The sequence below is a fragment of the Microcoleus sp. B3-D7 genome, from assembly GCF_036705305.1.
GTDB lineage: Bacteria > Cyanobacteriota > Cyanobacteriia > Cyanobacteriales > Microcoleaceae > Microcoleus.
Genome location: NZ_JAUBUE010000020.1, coordinates 31,998 through 53,224, shown reverse-complemented (window position 1 = coordinate 53,224; position 21,227 = coordinate 31,998). Strand labels below are relative to the sequence as shown.

General features: G+C 46.3%; 15 protein-coding genes. 2 read left to right on the top strand and 13 right to left on the bottom strand.

Features of this window, described 5'->3' with window-relative positions:
* The first annotated feature begins 135 nt into the window (after nucleotides 1-135).
* The gene (locus tag QUB25_RS15430) at nucleotides 136-687 is read left to right on the top strand and encodes an acireductone dioxygenase (RefSeq protein ID WP_333183989.1); all 552 of its coding nucleotides are present in this window, start codon (nucleotides 136-138) and stop codon (nucleotides 685-687) included.
* A gap of 62 nt (nucleotides 688-749) precedes the next feature.
* Here QUB25_RS15430 and QUB25_RS15425 read toward each other — a convergent pair whose 3' ends face one another.
* On the bottom strand, nucleotides 750-2,369 hold the full coding sequence (locus QUB25_RS15425) for an NAD(P)/FAD-dependent oxidoreductase (RefSeq protein ID WP_333183988.1): 1,620 nt from the start codon (nucleotides 2,367-2,369) through the stop codon (nucleotides 750-752).
* 207 nt (nucleotides 2,370-2,576) lie between these two features.
* On the opposite strand from QUB25_RS15425, the gene QUB25_RS15420 reads away from it, so the two are divergent.
* On the top strand, nucleotides 2,577-3,182 hold the full coding sequence (locus QUB25_RS15420; protein WP_333183987.1) for a chorismate lyase: 606 nt from the start codon (nucleotides 2,577-2,579) through the stop codon (nucleotides 3,180-3,182).
* A gap of 157 nt (nucleotides 3,183-3,339) precedes the next feature.
* Here the strand turns inward: QUB25_RS15420 and QUB25_RS15415 are convergent, their stop codons facing one another.
* The 12 genes from QUB25_RS15415 to QUB25_RS15360 all read right to left on the bottom strand — a co-directional run bounded on the left by QUB25_RS15415 (nucleotide 3,340) and on the right by QUB25_RS15360 (nucleotide 20,509).
* A complete protein-coding gene (locus QUB25_RS15415) occupies nucleotides 3,340-4,641 on the bottom strand; it encodes a cytochrome P450 (RefSeq protein ID WP_333183986.1) in 1,302 nt (433 codons plus the stop codon).
* A gap of 201 nt (nucleotides 4,642-4,842) precedes the next feature.
* A complete protein-coding gene (locus QUB25_RS15410) occupies nucleotides 4,843-8,280 on the bottom strand; it encodes a PAS domain S-box protein (RefSeq protein WP_333183985.1) in 3,438 nt (1,145 codons plus the stop codon).
* A gap of 643 nt (nucleotides 8,281-8,923) precedes the next feature.
* Complete coding sequence (locus QUB25_RS15405; protein ID WP_333183984.1) at nucleotides 8,924-10,957, bottom strand: ABC transporter ATP-binding protein; 2,034 nt, start codon at nucleotides 10,955-10,957, stop codon at nucleotides 8,924-8,926.
* A gap of 271 nt (nucleotides 10,958-11,228) precedes the next feature.
* The gene (locus tag QUB25_RS15400) at nucleotides 11,229-11,741 is read right to left on the bottom strand and encodes a hypothetical protein (protein ID WP_333035161.1); all 513 of its coding nucleotides are present in this window, start codon (nucleotides 11,739-11,741) and stop codon (nucleotides 11,229-11,231) included.
* A 330-nt stretch (nucleotides 11,742-12,071) separates the two neighbouring features.
* A complete protein-coding gene (locus QUB25_RS15395; RefSeq protein ID WP_333061588.1) occupies nucleotides 12,072-12,338 on the bottom strand; it encodes a hypothetical protein in 267 nt (88 codons plus the stop codon).
* A gap of 99 nt (nucleotides 12,339-12,437) precedes the next feature.
* Complete coding sequence (locus QUB25_RS15390) at nucleotides 12,438-12,875, bottom strand: DUF3574 domain-containing protein (protein ID WP_333061587.1); 438 nt, start codon at nucleotides 12,873-12,875, stop codon at nucleotides 12,438-12,440.
* 372 nt (nucleotides 12,876-13,247) lie between these two features.
* Entirely contained in the window at nucleotides 13,248-13,595 is a 348-nt protein-coding gene (locus tag QUB25_RS15385) for a hypothetical protein (RefSeq protein WP_333061585.1), read from the bottom strand.
* 333 nt (nucleotides 13,596-13,928) lie between these two features.
* Nucleotides 13,929-15,011: an ABC transporter ATP-binding protein gene (locus tag QUB25_RS15380; RefSeq protein ID WP_333061583.1), complete on the bottom strand. Its 1,083-nt coding sequence runs from the start codon at nucleotides 15,009-15,011 to the stop codon at nucleotides 13,929-13,931.
* A gap of 104 nt (nucleotides 15,012-15,115) precedes the next feature.
* On the bottom strand, nucleotides 15,116-15,979 hold the full coding sequence (locus QUB25_RS15375) for a carbohydrate ABC transporter permease (protein ID WP_333183983.1): 864 nt from the start codon (nucleotides 15,977-15,979) through the stop codon (nucleotides 15,116-15,118).
* 71 nt (nucleotides 15,980-16,050) lie between these two features.
* Nucleotides 16,051-16,959 (bottom strand): sugar ABC transporter permease, encoded by a 909-nt coding sequence (locus QUB25_RS15370; RefSeq protein WP_333061581.1) that lies wholly within the window; start codon nucleotides 16,957-16,959, stop codon nucleotides 16,051-16,053.
* 190 nt (nucleotides 16,960-17,149) lie between these two features.
* Complete coding sequence (locus QUB25_RS15365; protein WP_333183982.1) at nucleotides 17,150-18,466, bottom strand: ABC transporter substrate-binding protein; 1,317 nt, start codon at nucleotides 18,464-18,466, stop codon at nucleotides 17,150-17,152.
* A gap of 693 nt (nucleotides 18,467-19,159) precedes the next feature.
* On the bottom strand, nucleotides 19,160-20,509 hold the full coding sequence (locus tag QUB25_RS15360) for a DUF4912 domain-containing protein (RefSeq protein WP_333061579.1): 1,350 nt from the start codon (nucleotides 20,507-20,509) through the stop codon (nucleotides 19,160-19,162).
* Nucleotides 20,510-21,227 lie beyond the last annotated feature (718 nt).

The following is a 21,227-nucleotide window of genomic DNA, read 5'->3' as shown; positions in this document are numbered from 1 at the left end:
ATTCAACTGTTGTGGAACAGGCCGAAAAGCCTGTTCAAATTAGCGTTAAAATTGTGATTCTGGTACAGGCGCGATCGACAAACATCTTTCACAGTGCCTGTGTATCGCCTCACCCAAAAATTGGAACGTGCAAAAATGGCTATCCTGCGACTCGAAAACGGTACAACCTACACTCAACAAAGCGACATTACCCGAGAACTCGCTTCCTTAAACATTCAACTCAACCGCTGGCCCGTGGGTGACAGCGCTGAAATTCAAAATTTGTTAGCTAAAGATGCTCTTGACGACAATCAAAAAGAGCAAGTGCTGCAAGCCCTCGACGGCTACTTTCAACAATTGTCGGAAAGTGCAGGCTATCAGGATCGCGACTTAATTGTACTGCACCCGGACATTCCGAACCTCGACACCATGCTGTCCAAATTCAACAAGTGCCACTTCCACGCCGAGGATGAAGTCCGCTATATCGTAGCAGGCGAGGGCATTTTCGGCTTCGTGCGGCCCGACGGCAGCCAAGTCGAACTCACAGTGCAGCCGGAAGAATTTATCAACGTGCCCGCGAATACAGAACACTGGTTTTATTTGACAGCAGCCCAGAAAATTAAAGCGGTGCGCTATTTTACCACCAAAGAAGGCTGGACGCCTGAGTATACCGATACCGAAATTAGATCGCGTTTAGCTGCTGTTTGAACAGTTGACAGTTGACGGTTGACGGCAATCTTCAAATCATCTAAAAATCCTCAAATCCCGCCTCAAATTTTGTGGTTTGAAGATTGCAATATGCTCAAAGCAACCGCCTCCGCCACCTTAATGCCATCAATCCCCGCCGACAGGATTCCACCCGCATATCCTGCACCTTCCCCAGCAGGATAAAGACCTTCTGTATTCAAACTCTGATAATCTTCCTTGCGTTTAATCCGAATCGGTGAAGAAGTGCGCGTTTCCACACCAGTCAAAACCGCATCATCCATCGCAAATCCTTTAATCTGCTTGTCAAAAGCCGGAAGTGCTTCGCGGATAGCTGCGATCGCATAATCTGGCAAACTTTCGCTCAAATCAGTCATCACAACTCCTGGCGTATAAGACGGCTGCACACTGCCTAGCCCCGTGGAAGGGCGATTCGCCAAAAAATCCCCCACAAGCTGCCCAGGGGCGTTGTAAGTGCCACCTCCTAACTCAAATGCCCGTTCTTCTAAGCGACGCTGAAACTCAATTCCGGCTAAGGGATGACCCGGATAATCTTCCGGCGTGATACCCACCACAATTCCGCTGTTAGCATTGCGTTCATTGCGAGAATATTGACTCATCCCATTAGTAACAAGTCGCCCCGGTTCTGACGCAGCCGCCACTACCAAACCACCGGGACACATACAGAAACTATAGACAGAACGATTGTTTTGGCAATGGTGAACCAGTTTGTAATCGGCGGCGCCCAAAAGCTTATGGCCGGCCCGATCGCCAAAACGACAGCGATCGATAATAGTTTGGGGATGTTCGACCCGAAAACCAATGGAAAAAGGTTTAGGCTCAATGTAAACCCCGCGCGAAAACAACATTTCAAAAGTATCGCGGGCGCTGTGTCCCACCGCCAGAACTATATAATTACTAGCAATATATTCTCCGCTGGCGAGGGTAAGTCCCTCCACTTTTCCATTTTCGATGTGGATATCTTCTACACGAGTTTGAAACCGAATTTCTCCGCCTAATGATTCTATTTGGGCGCGAAGACTTTGGACAATTCCCACCAGTTTGAACGTGCCAATATGCGGTTTATTAATATATAAAATTTCCGGTGAAGCTCCTGCATTCACAAGTTCCGTCAACACCTTCCGCCCATAATGCTGAGGATCTTTAACTTGGCTGTAGAGTTTGCCATCGGAAAAAGTACCCGCACCACCTTCGCCAAACTGAGCGTTAGATTCTGGGTTGAATTCTGCTTTTTTCTTCCAAAATCCAAAGGTATCAACCGTGCGATCGCGCACTGCTTTTCCGCGTTCTAAAAGGATGGGGCGAAACCCCATTTGTGCCAGCATCAGACCTGCAAACATCCCGCACGGCCCTGTACCAATCACAATGGGGCGAATCGTCAAATTGCTGGGGGCTTTGGCTACATAGCGATAATTCGTGTCTGGCGTCACCATCACATGAGGATCTTTTTTGAAGCGCTGGAGAAGTTGCTTTTCCTGTGTCGTCTCTACATCCACAATATAGACAAGGAGGATTTCTGCTTTTTTACGAGCATCGTAGCTGCGCTTGAAGATGGAATAGCTGAGCAATTCTTCGGGGGGAATTTGCAGCTTTTTGAGAATGGCACTGGCGATCGCATCTTCAGGATGATCGAGGGGGAGTTTTATTTCGGTTATTCGTAACATATAGTGGAAGGAAGAAGGAAGAAGGAAGAAGGAAGGAAGGAAGAAGAAGGAAGGAAGAAGGAAGAATAAAAATCCCGAACAGAAGTATTATAACTATTTAACCGGACATCCTATGGGCGCTCGTCCTCGGTCGATCAATTTTTGGTTTTTGAGCGGATAATTGAAGAAGCGTTATAATAAACAAAAAATTAAGTTTTGTAAAGACCCTTGACTGCAACATTCACACCCAAAAACAGCCGCACCTGGCACGCTCTCAACCCCCGGTGGCAAGGAGCAGAAGACGCAGTACAGAAGGGTTTACCCCACACCAAGCTCGCACCGGCGTGGCAAATACTGCTCCTGGGCGACGGTTCCCCCACCCGCCACCTGCAACTGCTGACACGGGAACCCACAGAAGTAGATGTGATCGATATGTCTTTAGTGGGTGAAGACGCAGACGGCGCGCCCCAGCAAATTGTCGCCGTTCCGGGGCCGCGCCTGCGCCGACAAGTGTGGCTGCGAACAGCTTCTGGACAGCGCCTGGCCTATGCGACTTCTTGGTGGGAAGCGAGCCACGTAGATGAATATTTGCAAAATAAATCGTTGCCAATTTGGGCTAGTTTAGCGAGGCTGCGGACAGAATTGTATCGCGATGTGCAGGGCATTTATTGTGGTGATTCGGCTGCTTTGGAATCAGCGTTTGAAGAGTCGGGCCCTTTTTGGGGGCGACACTATTTGTTTTGGCATCACGGGAAGCCATTGACTCTGATTTATGAGGTTTTTTCTCCTTATTTAACTAAGTATTTGGGGCCGATGCAATTGGATGTTGATTGAGGCTGAGATCTTGCACCATTATCAATCAGGCTTTCAGGGCGGGCTAGAAGCCCAACCCATACTCCCCACAATAAAATTCATCTCTTGTGGAACAGGCCCGAAAGCCTGTTCTCAAGAAGAAGAGGAAAATCAGGAGGGTGTATAACTGAAGCTCTACTTATTTCATTGTTGTTCGACGAAATTTCACTAGCAAACCGTCGCGGGGATGAGGGGTCGGTACTTGGATTAAATTCAAATCTTGATCCGGTAAAAGCTCCCATTCAAATTCCCGAACAATCTTTGCTGCAAACAACTTCATCTCTAACCGAGCAAATTCTTTGCCCAAACATTCTCGCAAACCTCCACCAAATGGCACGTAGCTGAAAGGTTTAGCTGAGCGCTCGGAGCTAAATCGATCGGGGTCGAATCGATCGGGTTCAGGATAAAGTTGACTATCCTGATGGGTTTGATTAATCTGAGAAAGCACAGTCCAGCCCTTGGGAATTTCATAGCCGCCGAACTCACAAGCATTAATGACTGTCCGAAAAATACCTCCCACCGGTGGAACTAAACGCAGCACTTCTCGCATAACCTGTTCTAAATAGGTCATTTGTTTGAGTTGTTCCAATGTTAGGGGTTCCGTAGCGGGGAACTGCTGCTGTTCGGTGCGGACTTTTGCCATCACATCGGGATGTTGAGCTAGGAGAAGACAAAAAGAGGCGATCGCCGAAGTTAAAGTTTCGTGTCCCGCAAACAACAGCAACAGCACTTGATCTTTTAACTCCTCCAAACTCAAACTATTTCCCTCGTCATCGCGAGCCGAAATCAGCAAACTCAAAGCATCATTGCCACTAGGGGTTCCTTGTTGTCTTTCTCGAATAATATTTTCCAGTTCTGCCAACAGCAGCTTGCGGCACTTTTTCGCCTTGCCAAACTGAGTCCAAGGCACATCTAAAGGAATCGAAAATAAACCATTACACCAAGTTTCAAAATAATGTCCTAGCGCCGTTTCCGCACCATTATCAATCCCAACCAACAACTTACCCGCCACATCAAAAGTATAATTTCTCAGTTCAGGATACCAAGTCATGGTTTCCATTTTGACCCATTTTTCCAAATAGCGCTGAGTGATATCTTCCATCCCGCCGATGTAGCCAGCCAGCGCTCGCGGCTGAAACGCTTGGTACAGCAACTTGCGCCGATTTTGGTGGTTAGCACCCGTTTGCAGCGACAAGGAAAGCGACCCTAAAAGCGCTCTCGTGCTGGCTGGCCAAGTCACAACAAAATATCGGTTGTCATTGCTTAAAACAAACAAACTAGCCTCTTGGCCACGCATAAACACGGTAGGCTGTCCGAAAAGGCTGGTTTTGAAAATGGGCCCGTACTGCTGGTGGCGTTTTTTGGCGAATTGGGAATCTTGCAAAAAGTTGAGGGTATCGCCAATTAGGGGTAAACCTAAACTGCCGGGAGGTAATGCCATTTTAGATTTTAGATTTTAGATTTTAGATTTTTAATATCATATCAATTTTAGTTGGAGGGTGGGCAATACGCACCAGACAAATTTCTGGTAAAATAACTTTTCTCTGTTTGTATCCTGTAGGGTGCGTCTGTCTTAAGGTTTGTACAAAAAAATCAGGTTTTTCCAACTGATGCACATTAGTATTTTCATCGACAAACCAATTTAATTTTCTGGTCTTTTAATCGGAATCTCGATTATAAATTCAGTGCCTTTCCCCACCACCGATAAACACTTAATTTCACCTTTATGTTTTTCTACAATAATTGAATGGGAAATCGCTAAACCCATCCCCGTTCCTGAACCGATCCGTTTGGTAGTATAGAACGGGTCAAATATCCGTTGCTTGACTTGATCGGTGATACCTGGACCGTTATCAGCAATTCTAATCACAGCGAGAGTACCTTCTACCTCTGTACGAATGCGGATAATTCCCGGATGTTCTAGCGGTTCTTGTAACACGTCAATAGCGTTAGCAATAATATTCATAAACACCTGATTCAATAGTCCGGCGTAGCACTCCACCCGTGGCAATTTTCCGTATTCTTTAACGATTTGAATTGCTGGGCGATGGTAATCCGTAGCCACTACGTTAACGGGCTGAACTTTCAAACGGTGTTCTAAAATCATCAATGTGCTGTCGATGCCTTCGTGAATGTTAACCTTTTTCATGTCAGATTCATCGAGGCGAGAGAAATTTCGCAAACTCCGCACGATATCCCGGATGCGAGTAGCTCCCACCTGCATAGAAGACAGCATTTTCGGCAAGTCGTCTAGCACAAAATCCAGCTCTAACACCTCTATTTCCTCCTGAATTGCTGGAGAAGGTTGCGGGTATTCATCTCGATACATTTGCAGCAGTTTCATCAGGTTTCTGGTGTATTCTTCTGTGTAGGTAAGATTGCCGAAGATAAAGCTGACTGGGTTATTGATTTCATGGGCAATTCCTGCTACCATCTGACCGAGACTCGACATTTTTTCGGCCTGCACGAGTTGAGTTTGAGCTTGCTGGAGCTCGCACAGAGTTACTTCGAGTTTAGCAGCTTGTTCTTGCGCTATCCGGGCTGAATCGAGGCTTTGAGTGTAAAGTTCAGATTGACTGATGGCGATCGCCAATTGATCGCCAATTGCCTCCATTAACTCCACTTCCTCTTTTGTCCACTTACGCACCTCGCTGCAAGAAATGCAGCTAACAACACCAGTTAAACCTCCGGCACTTTTAATCGGCAAATCCAAAACAGACTTGCAACCAACCTCCAAAAAGAACTTTTGTTCTACGGGATCGCTGACAGTTGTAACATCATCTATTTGATAAACTTCCAAATTAGCGATTTTTTGTGGCAGCATACCCGTTATGTCAGCAGGAAAATAACCCAAAAGCGAGGACAAGTCATCATTCTTAGCTTCGTGGACGACATCCCAAGCAGGCGGCGAAGCGTCGGGCAAATACCAGATAAACACACAGTGATCGACTTGCAGCAAGTCGCGAATCTGCTGCACAGTTGTTGCCAAAATAGTATCTAAATCTAGAGATTCGCGGATATTGCTAGCTAGCTGGTTCAGCAGCGCTTCCTGCTCCGCTAACTTCCGGAATCTCGCTTCCGAAGCTTGCAATTTTAGTTGAGCTTCTTTTTGTTGTGTAACGTCCAAACCCAAGCCGATTAAGCCTATCGCGCTGCCGTTGGCCTCTTTTACCTTAGCTTTAATTACCTCTAAATGGTGATTTTTACCGTCAGCAAACTTGATAATTTCATCAGCATAAAAAGGACTATCTTGACTCCAGACTTGCACGTCAGACGCCATGCAGTTAGCAAATGCTTCCGCTCCCAAAATTTCACAACAGTGAGATGCTGCCAAAAATCTTTCTTCAGGAACGTTCACAGATTCGCAAAAAGTTTTGTTAACCAACAGCATCTTGCCTTTAGTGTCAGTCAGCCACACCCAAATGGGAGCGTTGTCAATAATTGCCCTCAAAGTTTGCTTTTGTGTGGCGAGAGCTTCTTCTGTTTGTTTGCGCTTAATCCCCAGGGCGATCGTATCGGCACTTGACGCCAAAGCAATCAGGGTTGATTCGTTCAACTCTTGGCGAGCAAACATCGCGATTACTCCCAGCAACTGATTGTCAACAATTAGCGGATATCCAGCAAAAGCCACCATTCCTTCTCGTGAGGCCCATTCTTTGTCGCTGACTCGGGGATCTTCTTGCACACAATTAGTGATGTGAGGTTGTCGCTCCAGGGCGATTAAACCAATCTTGAACTCGCCGACAGCAATGCGGCTGTGAGCGCCGTCAATATGAGTATATATCCCCGCGCTTGCTTGCAGTTGCAATACATTTCCGTCTTCATTCAATGTCCAAATCCGAGCAAAGGCAACATCCAAATGGCGCACAACTGCATCGGCGCAATATTGCAAAGTTGTACGCAAACCCTGGTTTTGAGTTAGAACAATTCCCACATCTGCTGTGAATAAAGAAAGTTTCAATTGTTCTGCTAAAGCTTGTTCTGCTATTTTGCGCTCTGTAATGTCCGTAGCAGCACCGAGACGCTGCTTAATTTTTCCCTCCTCGGTTCTGCTAAATACAATATTCCGGCTGACTAACCAGTGCCAACAATTTTGTCGATCGCGTACCCGATATTCGTACTCAATAACTTCGCCGTCGGGAGCATTTTCTAATTGCTGAAAATATCCGGGAAATTTAGCTAAGTCGTCAGGGTGGATGATGGTGGGCAGTAGATTGCTGCCCATGTTTTCAACTTCTTCGGCGGTATAGCCGAGGATGTCACTGATTTCGCGGTTGCTGTAGACATTTCGCTGCTCGCTTTCATCGTAAACAAAGAGAAGATTCGGACTGGTATTGGCAATTCGCTCAACAAAACGCTGACTCTCTTGCAGCGCTGCTTCTGCTTGTTTTTGAGCGGTAATGTCGCGGCCGACACCATACATCAATTCTTCCTCCCAGAAACGGCTACCAGTCCAGGCTATCCACTTGTAAGAACCGTTCCGACAGCGCCAGCGGTTTTCAAACCCAACGGTATTATTCCCCGCAGCCAGACTTTCAGCTTCTTTTAAAGTAGCTTCGCGATCGTCTGGATGCACAAATTCAATGAAGAGTTGGCCAACCATTTCTCCTGGGGAATAGCCGAGTATTTTTTCTGCTGCTGGGTTGATGAGTTTTACATAACCGTCAAAACCAAGGACGCACAGCAGATCTAGCGAGAGGGTAAAAAAGAGATCGCCCCCGTTGGATTCGCTGGATGGGCGATCGTTTCCCGCTAGGGCCCAAGAGGTGTTTGAGCGCCCCGATACCGCCAAAAACACAATATTTGCTATTGCCAAAAATCCCAGGGCGAGTGGACTATCGTAGAAATTATCACGACTGCCAGCTACCAGCCACCCGTTTAAGACAAGCAGTACAATTATCAAAATTGAGAATACACTGCCAGGGGCGATCGTCGCTACGCTGATTTTTTTTTCATAGTTCTTTCTAGATTCTGCCTTTTCTATTCTGGTGACTACTGCCGTAATTTTTGTCCACAACACTTGCATTAAGTTCGAGAATTTAGTGCTTTTTGATTCTTCGATACGAACAGAAGATTTCATTTTTTTACTCTTGATCCCGTTTTACTTTTGATGAGCCAAAATTACAAGAATAAAGATGTTTAAATATTGTAAAACTTTCCTAGCTTGCGAAATCTAGCCTTTTAAGATTTGCGTAAATCTACGCAACCCCACCAGAGAATTAAGTGTATTTACGGAATTAGGGAGCAATCTCTTTTTAGGTGGGGTGGGCATTTTCTACTTTTTCCGGCTCAGAGAGAGAGTTTATCTATAATACTACGCTACTTATTGTTGTTAGTCATTGGACATTTAGCCTAATTTAGGTAGTCCTGGACGCAGAACCTAATTATGTACGCTGCACATGAAGATCCTTACCGCGTTATAGTAGCGTGTTATACCACTTTTTGCGTCCAGGAATGACCGCGTTGGATGTACGAAAATACTGCGTGGAGAGTCCTGGCTGTGGGTTAAACAGCCCGGAATATTAGTCAAGTTCAAACAGGTTGAAGTTGAGCATAAATTATGAAGTTAAAATAAATATAAACTGCTGATTTGTGAAGATAAAAAGAAAAAAACCTTCATAGCAGTTTTTCCTTGCAGGAGATGTTCGCCCGTAATGGTTAATTAGTAATTGGTAATTGGTCACAGGCAATTGGTAATTGATACGAGTTTAAAACACTAAATATCAATTTTGTTCTGATTCATTTGCAGGCGACGGGAGCCACGCAGCTTGGCGACCTAGTTGCTGTTGCCGAATTCGCTCCAAATTACCCGCAGGAATAGCAGCTATAAGCTGCCGCGTGTAAGCTTGCTGCGGCTGCCTGTAAATGCGCTCAGCAGTGCCAATTTCCTCGATTTTACCTTTGTTCATGACGATCGCGCGATCGCTCATAAACTTGACCACGCTCAAATCATGAGAAATAAAAATATAAGTCAGTCCAAACTCTGTTTGCAACTCCTTCAGCAAATTTAAAACTTGCGCCTGCACCGACACATCTAATGCCGAAACCGACTCATCGCAAATAATAAACTTAGGATTCAAAGCCAAAGCTCTAGCAATACAAATTCGCTGCCGCTGTCCGCCCGAAAACTCGTGAGGGTAGCGCCGCATAAAATCGGGATTTAAACCCACTCTATCCAACAAATAAGCTGCGCGCTCGCGCTGTTCTTTGTGGTTCTTACCAAAGCGGTGAATTACCATCGGTTCCATCACCGCATCCCCAACATTTAGACGCGGATCGAGAGAACTAAAAGGGTCTTGAAAAATAATTTGCAGATCGCGCCGCAGCCACCGCAATTTGCGATCGTACTCTTTTTTCATCCGATAATTAGCCATCCACTGCGATGCCGAACTACTTTTCGCAGGAGGCGTAATTTCTTGACCTTCAAAAAACACTTTACCGCTGGCGATCGGAATTAATTGCAGCAAAGCTCTCGCCAAAGTTGATTTGCCGCAGCCAGACTCGCCCACCAAACCCAAAGTCTCGCCCGGGTAAACCTCAAAAGAAATATCGTTTACCGCCATAAACAAGCGTTTAGTTTCGCCAAACATTCCCTGCACCGGAAAACCGACTCGCAAGTTATCAACAGCTAGCAAAGGCTCGGAAATATTCGGCAGCCGAGGCGGTTTTCCTGTTGCAAAAGCGGAATTTCCCCCGCTATTGTCGCCGTCTAAATCGGCATTTTTCTCGACAATTACTAATTCGCCGCTAGCATTTGTGGTGACATCCATAAAATCGGAAACTGTCGGCAAGCGGCGCAGTTGCCGATCGAGAGTTGGGCGGCAAGCTAACAGACCTTTTGTGTAAGGATGTTGGGGATTGCTGAAAATTTGTTCGATCGCACCGCACTCAACAATCTTGCCTCGGTACATCACCGCCACCGTATCGCCAATTTCAGCAATGACGCCCAAATCGTGGGTAATAAAAATCATTGCCATGCCTCTAGAGTCGCGCAACTCGCGCAGCAAAGCTAAGATTGTTGCCTGCACGGTTACGTCCAAAGCCGTGGTAGGTTCATCAGCAATTAATAAAGTTGGATTGCAAGAAATGGCCATTGCAATCATCACGCGCTGGATTTGACCGCCTGAGAGTTCGTGGGGATAGCGATCGAGCATAGCTAGTTTTTGGCCGTTGACAAGCTGCATCAAATCGCGATCGTCCTCCATCACTGCTTGATTTCCCGCAGCAGCCCGGGAATGCTCTTGCCGCAAAGCCAAACACCGCTGCCTGAGCTCATCGTCGCCCGGTAGCAGCTTCACTTCTTGCAGCAGAGAAGCAGCTTGGCGCCGCGCTTCTGTCTGGGACACCTGTTGGTGCAAACAAATGGCTTCTGTGAGTTGAAATCCGATCGTATAAACGGGATTTAGCGAACTCATCGGCTCTTGAAAAATCGTCGCAATCTGGCTGCCCCGGTATGTTTGTTTTTCCCTGTCCGGCATTTCCAGCAGATTCACAGGCCCATTGCTAGCGCCGTCTTTTGTCGGAGAAAACCAAATTTCGCCATCGATTTTCGTTGACGAACTCGACAGCAAACCCATAACAGCCAGGGATGTTACCGATTTTCCCGACCCCGACTCTCCCACGATGCCCAGAGTTTGCCCTCGCTTGACCTCAAAGGAAATGCCGTCAACCGCTTTGACGGTTGCAGACGCATCGCCTGCGTCCGCAGATTGAAATTGAACCCGCAGGTTGCGAACTTCTAGGACGGTTTCACTCATGGAAGTCTATGACAAAAATTAAAGGGAGATTAAGTGGATTGTAGCAGGGCCTGTTCAAGGCAGAAGGCACGGGGAAAGTTTTAAGATTGCTTCGTTCCTCGCGAAGCGTGGCAATCTGAAAACTCAGAGCTAGTTATAGCGGATCTCAATCAGGTGAGGTACTCGCGGGCTTTCTTACCAATTCCGCAATCGAAAATCGAAAATCGAAAATCCCAACCAGTACCTCACTCAATTGACAATTGCGATAAGTGCCTTCTGCCTGCAATTTTCCTCAAAAACCTATGACTTGAGTGTCAGCAGGCAGTGCAGTGGCCTCAGAGACCTTTTTAAACACAGTTGCCTGCTCGTTTAAGGAATTAGGTCTGGCCTGTCCGGGATTGGTGCCTTGCAACTGAAGGCGCATTTGACCTTCGGGAGTCAATTCAAAAACAGTCTCAACGGTTTCTGTGCTGCTGAGACCGACATCAATGTGCATCGGTTTTTCACCGAGATTAACTTTGTACCTCATTTCTTTGGCGCGGGCGGCTCCGTCGGGGCCTTTAGCCATGAGAAACAATTTGCCTTCTGGGGCAAAGACGAAGGTGAAAGACTGACCGGAGGGGACTGTGCCTTGCCATTGACCTAGGAGTTGCTGGTCGAGGTTGCTAGCGGCCGGGGCTGCTGTTTCTTGGGCAATTGTTGGTGTTGCTGCGGATGCTGGGCCGAGTGAGGCGTTGAAGCTAATGAGGATGCCCAAGCAAAGGCTACCTGCGATCGCTTTACCAATCATTTTTGAATTAGACATGAGACAGATCTAAAAATTGGTTATTTGTTTTGTACACTGTAGCGGTAAAACCGTACTTTGTTTAGTTTAAATCCCTTTTATGGATAGATATAGGTTGCGGTTCAAACCTGCAACGCAGTTGTTATCCCCGGACTAAAGCTTTTCCTGAGCTTGTTTAAGGGTCACGGGGCTTTCAGTTTTTTTTATTGTAAAATCCAATACAAATCCGGCTTAAGCTGCACAGTTCGCTGTTCTGAGTTGATTGTTCTTCACTCAAAACAGCTAATTGACTATTGCGTTCGATCGCACCCCCAGATAGTTTAGCAAATCGATCGCATTAATAGTCTGTCATTAATTTTTTTCAGGATCGGGTTCGACTTGTTCTGTCGGAGATTCCGGCGCGGGTTCCTGTGGATTTCGCGAGCGTTTCATTCGCTCCAATGACTCTGCGTAAGACCAAGCCACGTTAACAAGAAAAGCTTTCGCCATGGCGGACAAATTTTGTGCATCATCGGTTTCAGGCGCTTCAGCTTTTTGGTTGCCGTCGTTCATCATGTTTTTGTTTTCTCCCGTGCAGGTTTTTATAGCGATTTTTTGCAGTCTGCGATCGATACCCACAAATTATGATTTTTCTTGCACCCGCACCCTAATTATCTTTGAGGATATGACCTTGATTACCACGAATAATATCATAAATACGCTGATTGGATGACCACATCAGAAAGAAACCTTAACTTCGCTGGTTGCCCGCAGCACTGACTCTTGCTGGAAAGTGCGCTTGTAAGTTTCGATAATTTCATGAATAGCTTGATTTTTTTCAGGACTACTTTCATAAATTAAAATAACTATTTTAGAGTTTTCTCTAATCAGAATTCCCGAACTGTTGAGAAACTGCCCGGAGCTGTCTAATACGGTTAGCCCTTCGCGAAAGCGAGGGGTAATAACTGCCTTGACAAACTCCTGCCATTCGGATTCAGAAATTGTCTCGCCTCCCGGTTTGGTTAAGCCAAAAAACAGTTCATCTTTGAGGAGATTTGTTTGCTTGGCATTAGTCTCCGAAGTTTCGGGAAGTTGAGCGCGGGCAATTGTCGCAGGACAAACAGGCAGGATGAACAGCAGGCACGTCACGCAAAGACTGTTAAGATGTTTATTCATCAGGAATTACGCGAAAATTCTATATTGTGGACAGTTGTTTCTAGCATGCCCTTGAAAGGTTGATTGAGAATACTGCAATATCTCAGTTTTAACCACCGAGTCTGAGCAACGGGTTTTTAACGCGAATTTGATTTAATTTAACATAAAAGACTTCCAACTCAAAAACCCAGTTTCTCAGGTGAAACTGGGTTTTTGAGCATCTGTTCTAGTTTATGTATGCTCGACTACTTGATTGCGTCTGTCGTATTAAGTAGCTCAACCTATTTAAACGTCAAACTTTTCAGGTGTTCAGAAACCCGGAAGGGCGAGCACTCTTGGCTGCGCCCCGAAAGCAATCAGGTTTCTCAGTGTTATATTTTTTAGGTGGAGCTACTAATCCTTTAATTCGCGGATACTTCTCTTAGCAGTGTCTTGATACATCTCCCCCATTTCTTTCACGGCTGCTCCTGCCTCTTGGCCAATCTTCTGAGCTCGATCGCCGGGAGAGTCTGAGGTTTCGCGAGCTTCTTGCCTCCATTCCCGCGTTGTTTGGGGTCTTTCAGGATTGTTGAGCTCAGATTTTGAGCTTGCTTGCGTGCTAAAACCTTTGTTAGTGCGTCCCGAATCAACAGTGGTTGTCAGCACCAGAAAACCGACTAGGACAACACTCAAAAAACTCTTAATTTGAAAGCCCTTAAGCAGGGAACTGATACGAGCAATGGCTGTGGAAATCAAATTCATCTCAGTAATACTCCCTAAGTTGATTGGTGATAATTTTCAACATTTTTTCATCTAATTGACTCGCTCCAAAATCAGCAGCTAATGCGAGGTAAAGCCAACATAGCTTTAACTTCCGATTAACCACCTAAATAGAGTTATAGGTTAGCGATAAAATTTGGTAAACACGCAACCTATGTGTCAGCCAATTAGCTTTTTCACACATGAATATCACATTAACAGCCACCAAATAGTTCTACCTCTAACTAAAGTCATAACTTAATTAGAAGCAAAAAACATTTTTTTATACACATGGTTAGACAATTTTTAATCAAGCATGGTATGCAGGGCAAATTCTTATTGCAAGCGATCGCCCGTTTTCACGTCAAACCAGTGCAGCAACTGAGGCGGAAAAACCAGCTCTACAATTTCTGAATTCCAGTGGCGGTCATTTGGCAGCAAAGCCCGCACCGTTACTGACTCCAAACCTTTAACTCGGACGCTAACTAAATTTTGCATTCCCAAGTTTTCCACTAAATAAACCTCACCTTTAATTGCCTCTGGGGCAGACATCTTGCCGGCCTCTGCATCTGCAAAGCCGACGTGTTCCGGGCGAATTCCTAACACAATTTCTGGGGGCACAGTCGGCATATCTGGTAGTCGAACTCGAAAATCGCCCAACTGAGCAAAATTGCCCTGGCATTTAAGCACTAGCAAATTCATTTGCGGGCTGCCCACAAAACCAGCGACAAACTGATTTGCTGGACGAGTATAAATTAAGTGTGGCGGATCGAGCTGCTGCACATTGCCGCTGTTGAGAACTGCGACTTTGGTAGAAAGCGTCATGGCTTCGGTTTGGTCGTGAGTTACGTACACTACAGGAGCTTTTTGGGAGGAAAACAATTGTTTGAGTTCTGCCCTAACTTTTTCCCGTAATAATGCGTCGAGATTGCTCAAAGGTTCGTCGAGCAAAAATACTTCCGGTTGGCGCACTAATGCGCGGCCGAGGGCGACTCGCTGCCGCTGTCCGCCTGATAGTTTTCCGGGTTTGCGATCGATTAATTCCGTCAATCCGAGGGATGTTGCAACTTCCGTCACTAACCGATTGATTTCGCTGGAGGAGATTTTGCGAAGTTTGAGACTCGATGCCATATTCTCGTATACTGTCATGTGCGGATACAGCGCGTAACTTTGAAAAACCATTGCAATATCGCGATCGCCCGGTCTGAGATAAGTGACATTGCGATCGCCAATTCTAATCTCGCCCCTAGTCGGCTGTTCTAACCCTGCAATTAACCGCAGCGTCGTAGATTTGCCGCACCCCGACGGCCCCAGCAAGGTCAGAAATTCTCCTTCGCTGACATCCAAACTAATGTCTTTTACGGGAACAACTTTAGGGCTGTAGGTTTTATTGAGGTTTTTGAGTTGCAATTTTGCCATGATTTTTAAACTGTTGACTGTTGACTGTGTTGTTTGACTCGTTCCCAGGCACAGCCTAGGAACCAGTTCAATCTAAAATCTAAAATCTAAAATCTAAAATCGATTTATCCTTTTACCGCCCCCGCAGTTAAACCCTGAACAATGCGCCGCTGGAATACCAAAACCAGCAAAACCAAGGGCAAAGTTCCCAAAACGGTAGCTGCGGCGATCGGGCCGTAAGGAATCTCAAAGACTGACACCCCGCTGAGTTGAGCTGTGGCGACGGGAATGGTTTTTAGAGATTCGCGAGTCATAAATGTTAGTGCAAATATAAACTCGTTCCAAGCTGAAATAAATGTTAAAATTCCCGTTGTGACTAACGCGGGAAATGTCATCGGCAGTACGATTTGCCACAGCATTTGAAAAGTGTTGTATCCGTCAACTTTAGCCGCATCTTCCAAATCTTTTGGCAATTGTTGAAAGAAACTCCGCATCACCAAAATTGTCAGCGGCAGATTGATCGCAGTATAAGGAATAATTAATGCTAAATAATTATTTCCTAAATCCAAAGCTTTGACAATTTCTAGCAGTCCCAAAAATAGCAGCACCGCCGGAAATAGTGTCACAATCGTCACAGTTGCCAGGATGATTTTTTCGCTCCACAGCCGCAACCGGGCTAAAGCGTAAGCTGCGGGAGCCCCTACTGCTAAACACAGTAATGTTGAAGTAATGGAAACAAAAGCGCTATTTAAAATGTAAAGAGCAAACGGGCGGCGCTGGAACAGCGACAGGTAATGCTCGAAAGTAATTCGTTTGGGAATGTAGACGTTTGGAATCGCTGAAATATCCGCATTTACTTTGAAAGAAGTTAGCACCTGCCAGAGGATGGGTGCAATGAAATATGCGACTATTAAGAGCGCTGAAATTGGCAAGATTAGTTGCCGGATGTTAAAGGTTTTTTTGGTAGGTTGTTCGCGGGCTATAGACATAATTTGTACCAATGAAATAAAAGTGCAACAGTTGGTTCTCTAAAATCAAAAATCCCAAATCTAAAATCGTTTTAGTTTCCTCCGGCTGCATTGATGCGGGCTCTCGATAACAGGTAAGCGGCGATCGCAACTGCTGCCACTAACAGCAAAAAAGTACACACCACCAAAGCCGCCCCATACCCAAAGTCTAAATACCTCATTACCGTGCTGTAAATGTAGATAGAAACCGTCTCCGTTGCCCCCGCCGGTCCCCCTCCCGTCATCACCTGAATCAAGTCAAAAATGCCGAAAGCTTGGGCAAATCGAAACAGCACAGCAATCACAATTTGTGGCATCAGCAGGGGCACGGTAACTTGACGGAAACTCTGCCAGCTACTCGCGCCGTCAATGGCGTGTGCTTCATACAAATCACCGGGAATTGATTGCAATCCCGCTAGCAAAAGCAAGCTGACAAAGGGTGTAGTTTTCCACACATCTGCTGTAATCACTGCCATCATTGCCAAAGTCGGATCTCCCAACCAGCTAATGCTATTTTGAATCAATCCCAAACGCCTCAAAATGTCGTTAATTACGCCGTATTGGTCGTTAAAAATCCACGCCCAAGCTACTCCCATCAATGCAGTGGGCAGTGCCCAAGGTAGCAGGGAAATTGTCCGCACGATGCCGCGTCCTGCGAAGGATTGATTTAAGACTAAGGCAATGCCCATACCAATAATTAATTCCAGCACAACAGAGGCGACAGTAAATACTGTGGTGTTGCCTAAAGTTTGCCAGAAACGCCCGTCGCCTAACATTCGACTGTAGTTAGCAAAACCGGAAAAAACCAGTTTTAATTCTGTACCGAGGTTTTGGGTGAATAAACTCAGCCAAAAAGCGCGCAATATTGGGTAAGCAAATACTAGCATCAGAATTATCAAAGCTGGTGCTACTAATATCCATCCGGTTTTTTGTTCGCGCTGTCGCATCTTGTCTAATTGCATATTTCTCACCTTTAATTTATTTTTGGGCGGGCTATGAGCAACTGCCCACAATTGAATTAACTTTTTGTGGAACAGGCAAGATGCCTGTTCGGGCGGGCAAGATGCCCAACCCCTACTCCCCACCATAAAAAAATTCACTCTTTGTGGAACAGGCATCTTGCCTGTTTCTGACAGAGGCAAGATGTCAAATTTACGAAGCTTGGGGTTGTTTCAAACTGCCTAATAAATTGCGAGTTTCGCTAGCTGCTGCTTTCATTGCTTGTTCTGCACTCATTCTCCCGGTAAAAGCTGAACTCAAATAACGCTGCAAAATATCAGAAGCTTGAGCGTATTGTGCCAGGGGCGGGCGCAAAGCTGACCGTTCCACTACTTTTAGCAGTTGCGGGTAGTGGGGATATTTTGCGACTATTTCTTTGTTAATAAATAGGGATTTGTAACTGGGAACTAAACCGGTTTGTAAAATAAATTTGCTTTGGGTTTCCTCGCTGGTAAGGTACTGAATTGCTTTCCACGCTTGTTCTGGATGTTTTGAGGTTTTGGCAATTCCCCAGCCCCAGCCGCCCAAGCAGGAACCGCCTGTTTGACCGGTACTGCTGAGCATTGGCTCGATCGCAATTTTGCCCCTAACATTCGATCCTTCGGCATTTGCCAGCTTCCAAACATACGGCCAGTTTCGCAAAAAAAGTGCTTTGCCGTTTTGAAACAACAGCCGGGTTTCTTCTTCGCCGTAGGTGGTGACACCCGGAGGAGAAATGCCAGAGGCGATCGTATTTTTGAGAAATTCCACTGCTTTAATTGCCTCGGGTTTATCTAACCCAACTTCAAAAGTTTGCGGGTTAGCCCAGAAGCCGCCGAAACCGGAGAGCACTTCAACAAACATCGCAGATACTCCCTCGTATTGTTTACCTTGCCACAGATAACCCCAAGTTGCTTTTCCCTGTTTTTGCAAGTTTTGAGAGATTTTTACCATCTCTTCAAAGGTTTTCGGGGCTGGAATTTTCGCTTGTTCTAAAATGTCTTTGCGGTAATAAAGCATTCCGGCATCGGAAGCATGGGGAATTCGGTAAAGTTTGCCCCGATACCGCCCGCCTTCGACGTTACCTTGGATGAATTTTGATAGTTGTTCGGGGGGAATTCTGTCTGTCAAATCGCTTACCCAACCTGCGGCTGCAAATTTGGGAACCCAAACAATATCCATGTTGATGATGTCGTAGGGCGATTCACCTAAAAGAAAGGCAGATGTGTACAGATTTTCTATGAGGTTGCTGTCGAAAGGCCCTTCTATGAGGTTGATGCGAATGTCGGGGTTTTTCTGTTCAAATTCTTTGACAAAGGGTTTCCAGTTAACAAGGTCTTGACCTTGCATTAACATGGTGAGCACGACTGGCTGTTGAGTCAGTGCCGGCAGAATAAATAAAAGCAAGACGGCGGCTAATGTGACAGCAAATAAGGCTAAAAGACGGGGACGCTTCTGGCTTCGTTGCTGCGGGGAATTTATTTTTTGCATTTGCTTTTGAGAAATGGCAGTGCGATCGCCTTCTTTCTCTCATAACTCGCTTTCTTTTGTTTCGCTGGATTTAGCGAGTTTGTGCAATAAAAATTTAAGTAAACTTTAGCTTACTTAATAATACTTGACTGAAGAATGCAAATTTTGTTTTAAGTGTGTCCAAGGGGAGTTAAGTAGACATCTATCTATAGAGAGATATTGAGAAAGTTGTCTAAGCTAGCAGTTGTCAATCGGATGAAACTCACATCTTGCACCATTCTCAAGAACAGGCTTTTCGGCCTGTTCCACAATGAAATTCATCTCTTGTGGAACAGGCCGAAAAGCCTTTTCCTACACAAGTAATTGAGAATTGTGCAATATCTCAGATGAAACAAAGTAGGGACTTAAGCTTGACCTAAGTCCCTACAGATGCTCGCATACAATCTATATTTATCCGTACTTTTAAGCATTGGTATAACTTTTGTCGATCGCCCAATCGACGAGCTATTCTACTATAAAAACCCGGTTTTCAAGTAAGTCCTAAATACAAAAAACACCGCTCCTCAAAACAGGAGAACGGTGTATAGGGGGTGTTATGGGTTGTTGTCTGGGATTAACCTTAACAAATCACGATCGGCTGAGGCTATGCCTTGTGATGGTTAAAAAATTGGCACAAACCTGCATGATCGCCCGTTGCTCGATCGACCTTTGCGATTAGCCCAACCATTCCACCACAGCATCCTGCTTGGTATTGGTGCGCCGTTCTGGGGTTTCGCGGTTGAATTTCAAGTGGATGGCGCGGTTTTGTTCGCCGTCTGCTGCTACTGCAAAAATCGGATAGTCGATTAAGCCGTCTTGGAAGGACATCTGGAAGCGGAAAGTGCCGTCAGCATTGAGTTTAATCGGCTGTCCGCCTACGTAGACGGTAGCGTCAGGCTCGGTGGCCCCGTAGACGATCAGTTCGGCATCAGCAACTAACCAGAACTGGCGGGGGCGCATCGGGGCGGCGAAGCCAACTCCCGACATACCGACACCGGACATACCAAAACCAGACATGGTGAGACCGGACATACCGACACCGGACATACCGACACCCGACATGGTGAGGCCGGACATACCCACACCCGACGTGGTGAGGCCGGACATGGTGGGAGCCGCCCACATTCCGACGCCGGAGGGGAACACGTAGGAACTGAGAGCTTGTTCGTGGATGCCAACTTGCTGGACGGAACCGGCGACGTGCTGCATGGAACCGAAGACAGAACCCGCTACGCGCAGGGCTTCGGCAGATTCTGCCATGCCGAATATTTGTTCGTAGATGGCGTTGCTGGTGCTGTAACCACCGCCATTGACTGCTTGTGCGAGTTTCTTGGCCGGAGGAACCAGTTCCGCGAATGTTTTGCCCTGCAATTCTTCTTCCCAGTCGAGGGTGATGAATTGATCTTCAATCCAGTCGCTGGGATAGACGGGAGGAACGCGGACTTCAGCCGATCGAGCTAATACCAGCCAGCGGCCATCTGCACAGCGGTAGCCGATGTCGATCGCGTAGTCCCGATCGCTCACGGGGATTGGCACGTACCATTCCCGCGCCAGTTCGTCGCAGGGATATTCTTGAATGCTGTGCGGGCTTTGAATGTCGAGGTTAACATCTGTAACGTCGTAGATCCGCAGGGCGAGTTGCTGTCCTCCTTGGCGACGCAATTCTTCTTTGCGATCGTTGGGAATGTCCCAGTAAGTGTAGGCCCATTCAGGGTCGCGGGGCATTAAAACCACCCGGCTTTCGCCGTAGCCGTTGGGCAAATCTGCTAAACCTTCATCTACAGACGACAAAGAACCGCCTGTTCTATCTTCTTGACCGAGTTCAAACTTTGCTGCTTCCACTGCTTCTTGTGCCTCTAGTTTGCGAGATGGGCTGTAGGAAAATTTGGTGCGTTGAATTTCTTGAATTGATGCCAGAAGTTGCGATTTCCGCATCCGGCTGTAGCGAGAGACTCCACATTCGCTAGCCACTCTGCGGAGTTGTCGCAAAGTCATCTCTTCTAATGGTGGGCGTTCTTTTGCCATGAGTTGGTTCTCCACTAATTTAGGATGGCGGGTTAGATTTTTTTCTTTCAACACAAATGTGTTGACTTTTTGAGTTAGAAACTCTTTTAAATCCACATATTATCGAGCTTCCAAATCTCTCCAACCTTTGAAGCCTTGCTTGTTTTTAGCTTGTCTTGTCCCCCATGCGATCGGGGTTTGGACTTATTGGCTTCTGCGCGCACCGCCCGATCTAAATAAAGCTTTATCTGTCGATTCTTGATTGACAAGATCGATTTTGTGAGTGCGATCGGTGCTGCTAGCAACGCTGTGCTTGCAGCACACGCGCTATTCGACTCCCAGGGGTGCTTAATCCAAGCATTTCTTTGGGATCGCTTTGTCATGACTTAATGTTGCAGACAAATTGCGATCGGGTCAAGGGGTCTTTTCCCTCAATCCTGGGTACTTATACGCATTTTCGTGATTTTGGGGATCAGATTGTCATGGAATCTTGACAATACTCCGCTTGCGGGGATCGTCTCGGAAACTATTGTCAAGATTCTCTGACATGAATTAGATTTGAGATTGAGTCGGCTGGGGCGGTACTATGGATAGAGGAAATTTAGTACAAAATTTGCTAGGCTGGCAGTTGGGCGATTGTCTTATGCAACCTTCGCTAACGGGCGATCGCAACTACAAACCAACACTCCTGAACGCAAAAATGGTTTGACGCGCTACTGATACAGATAAGGTGGGTACT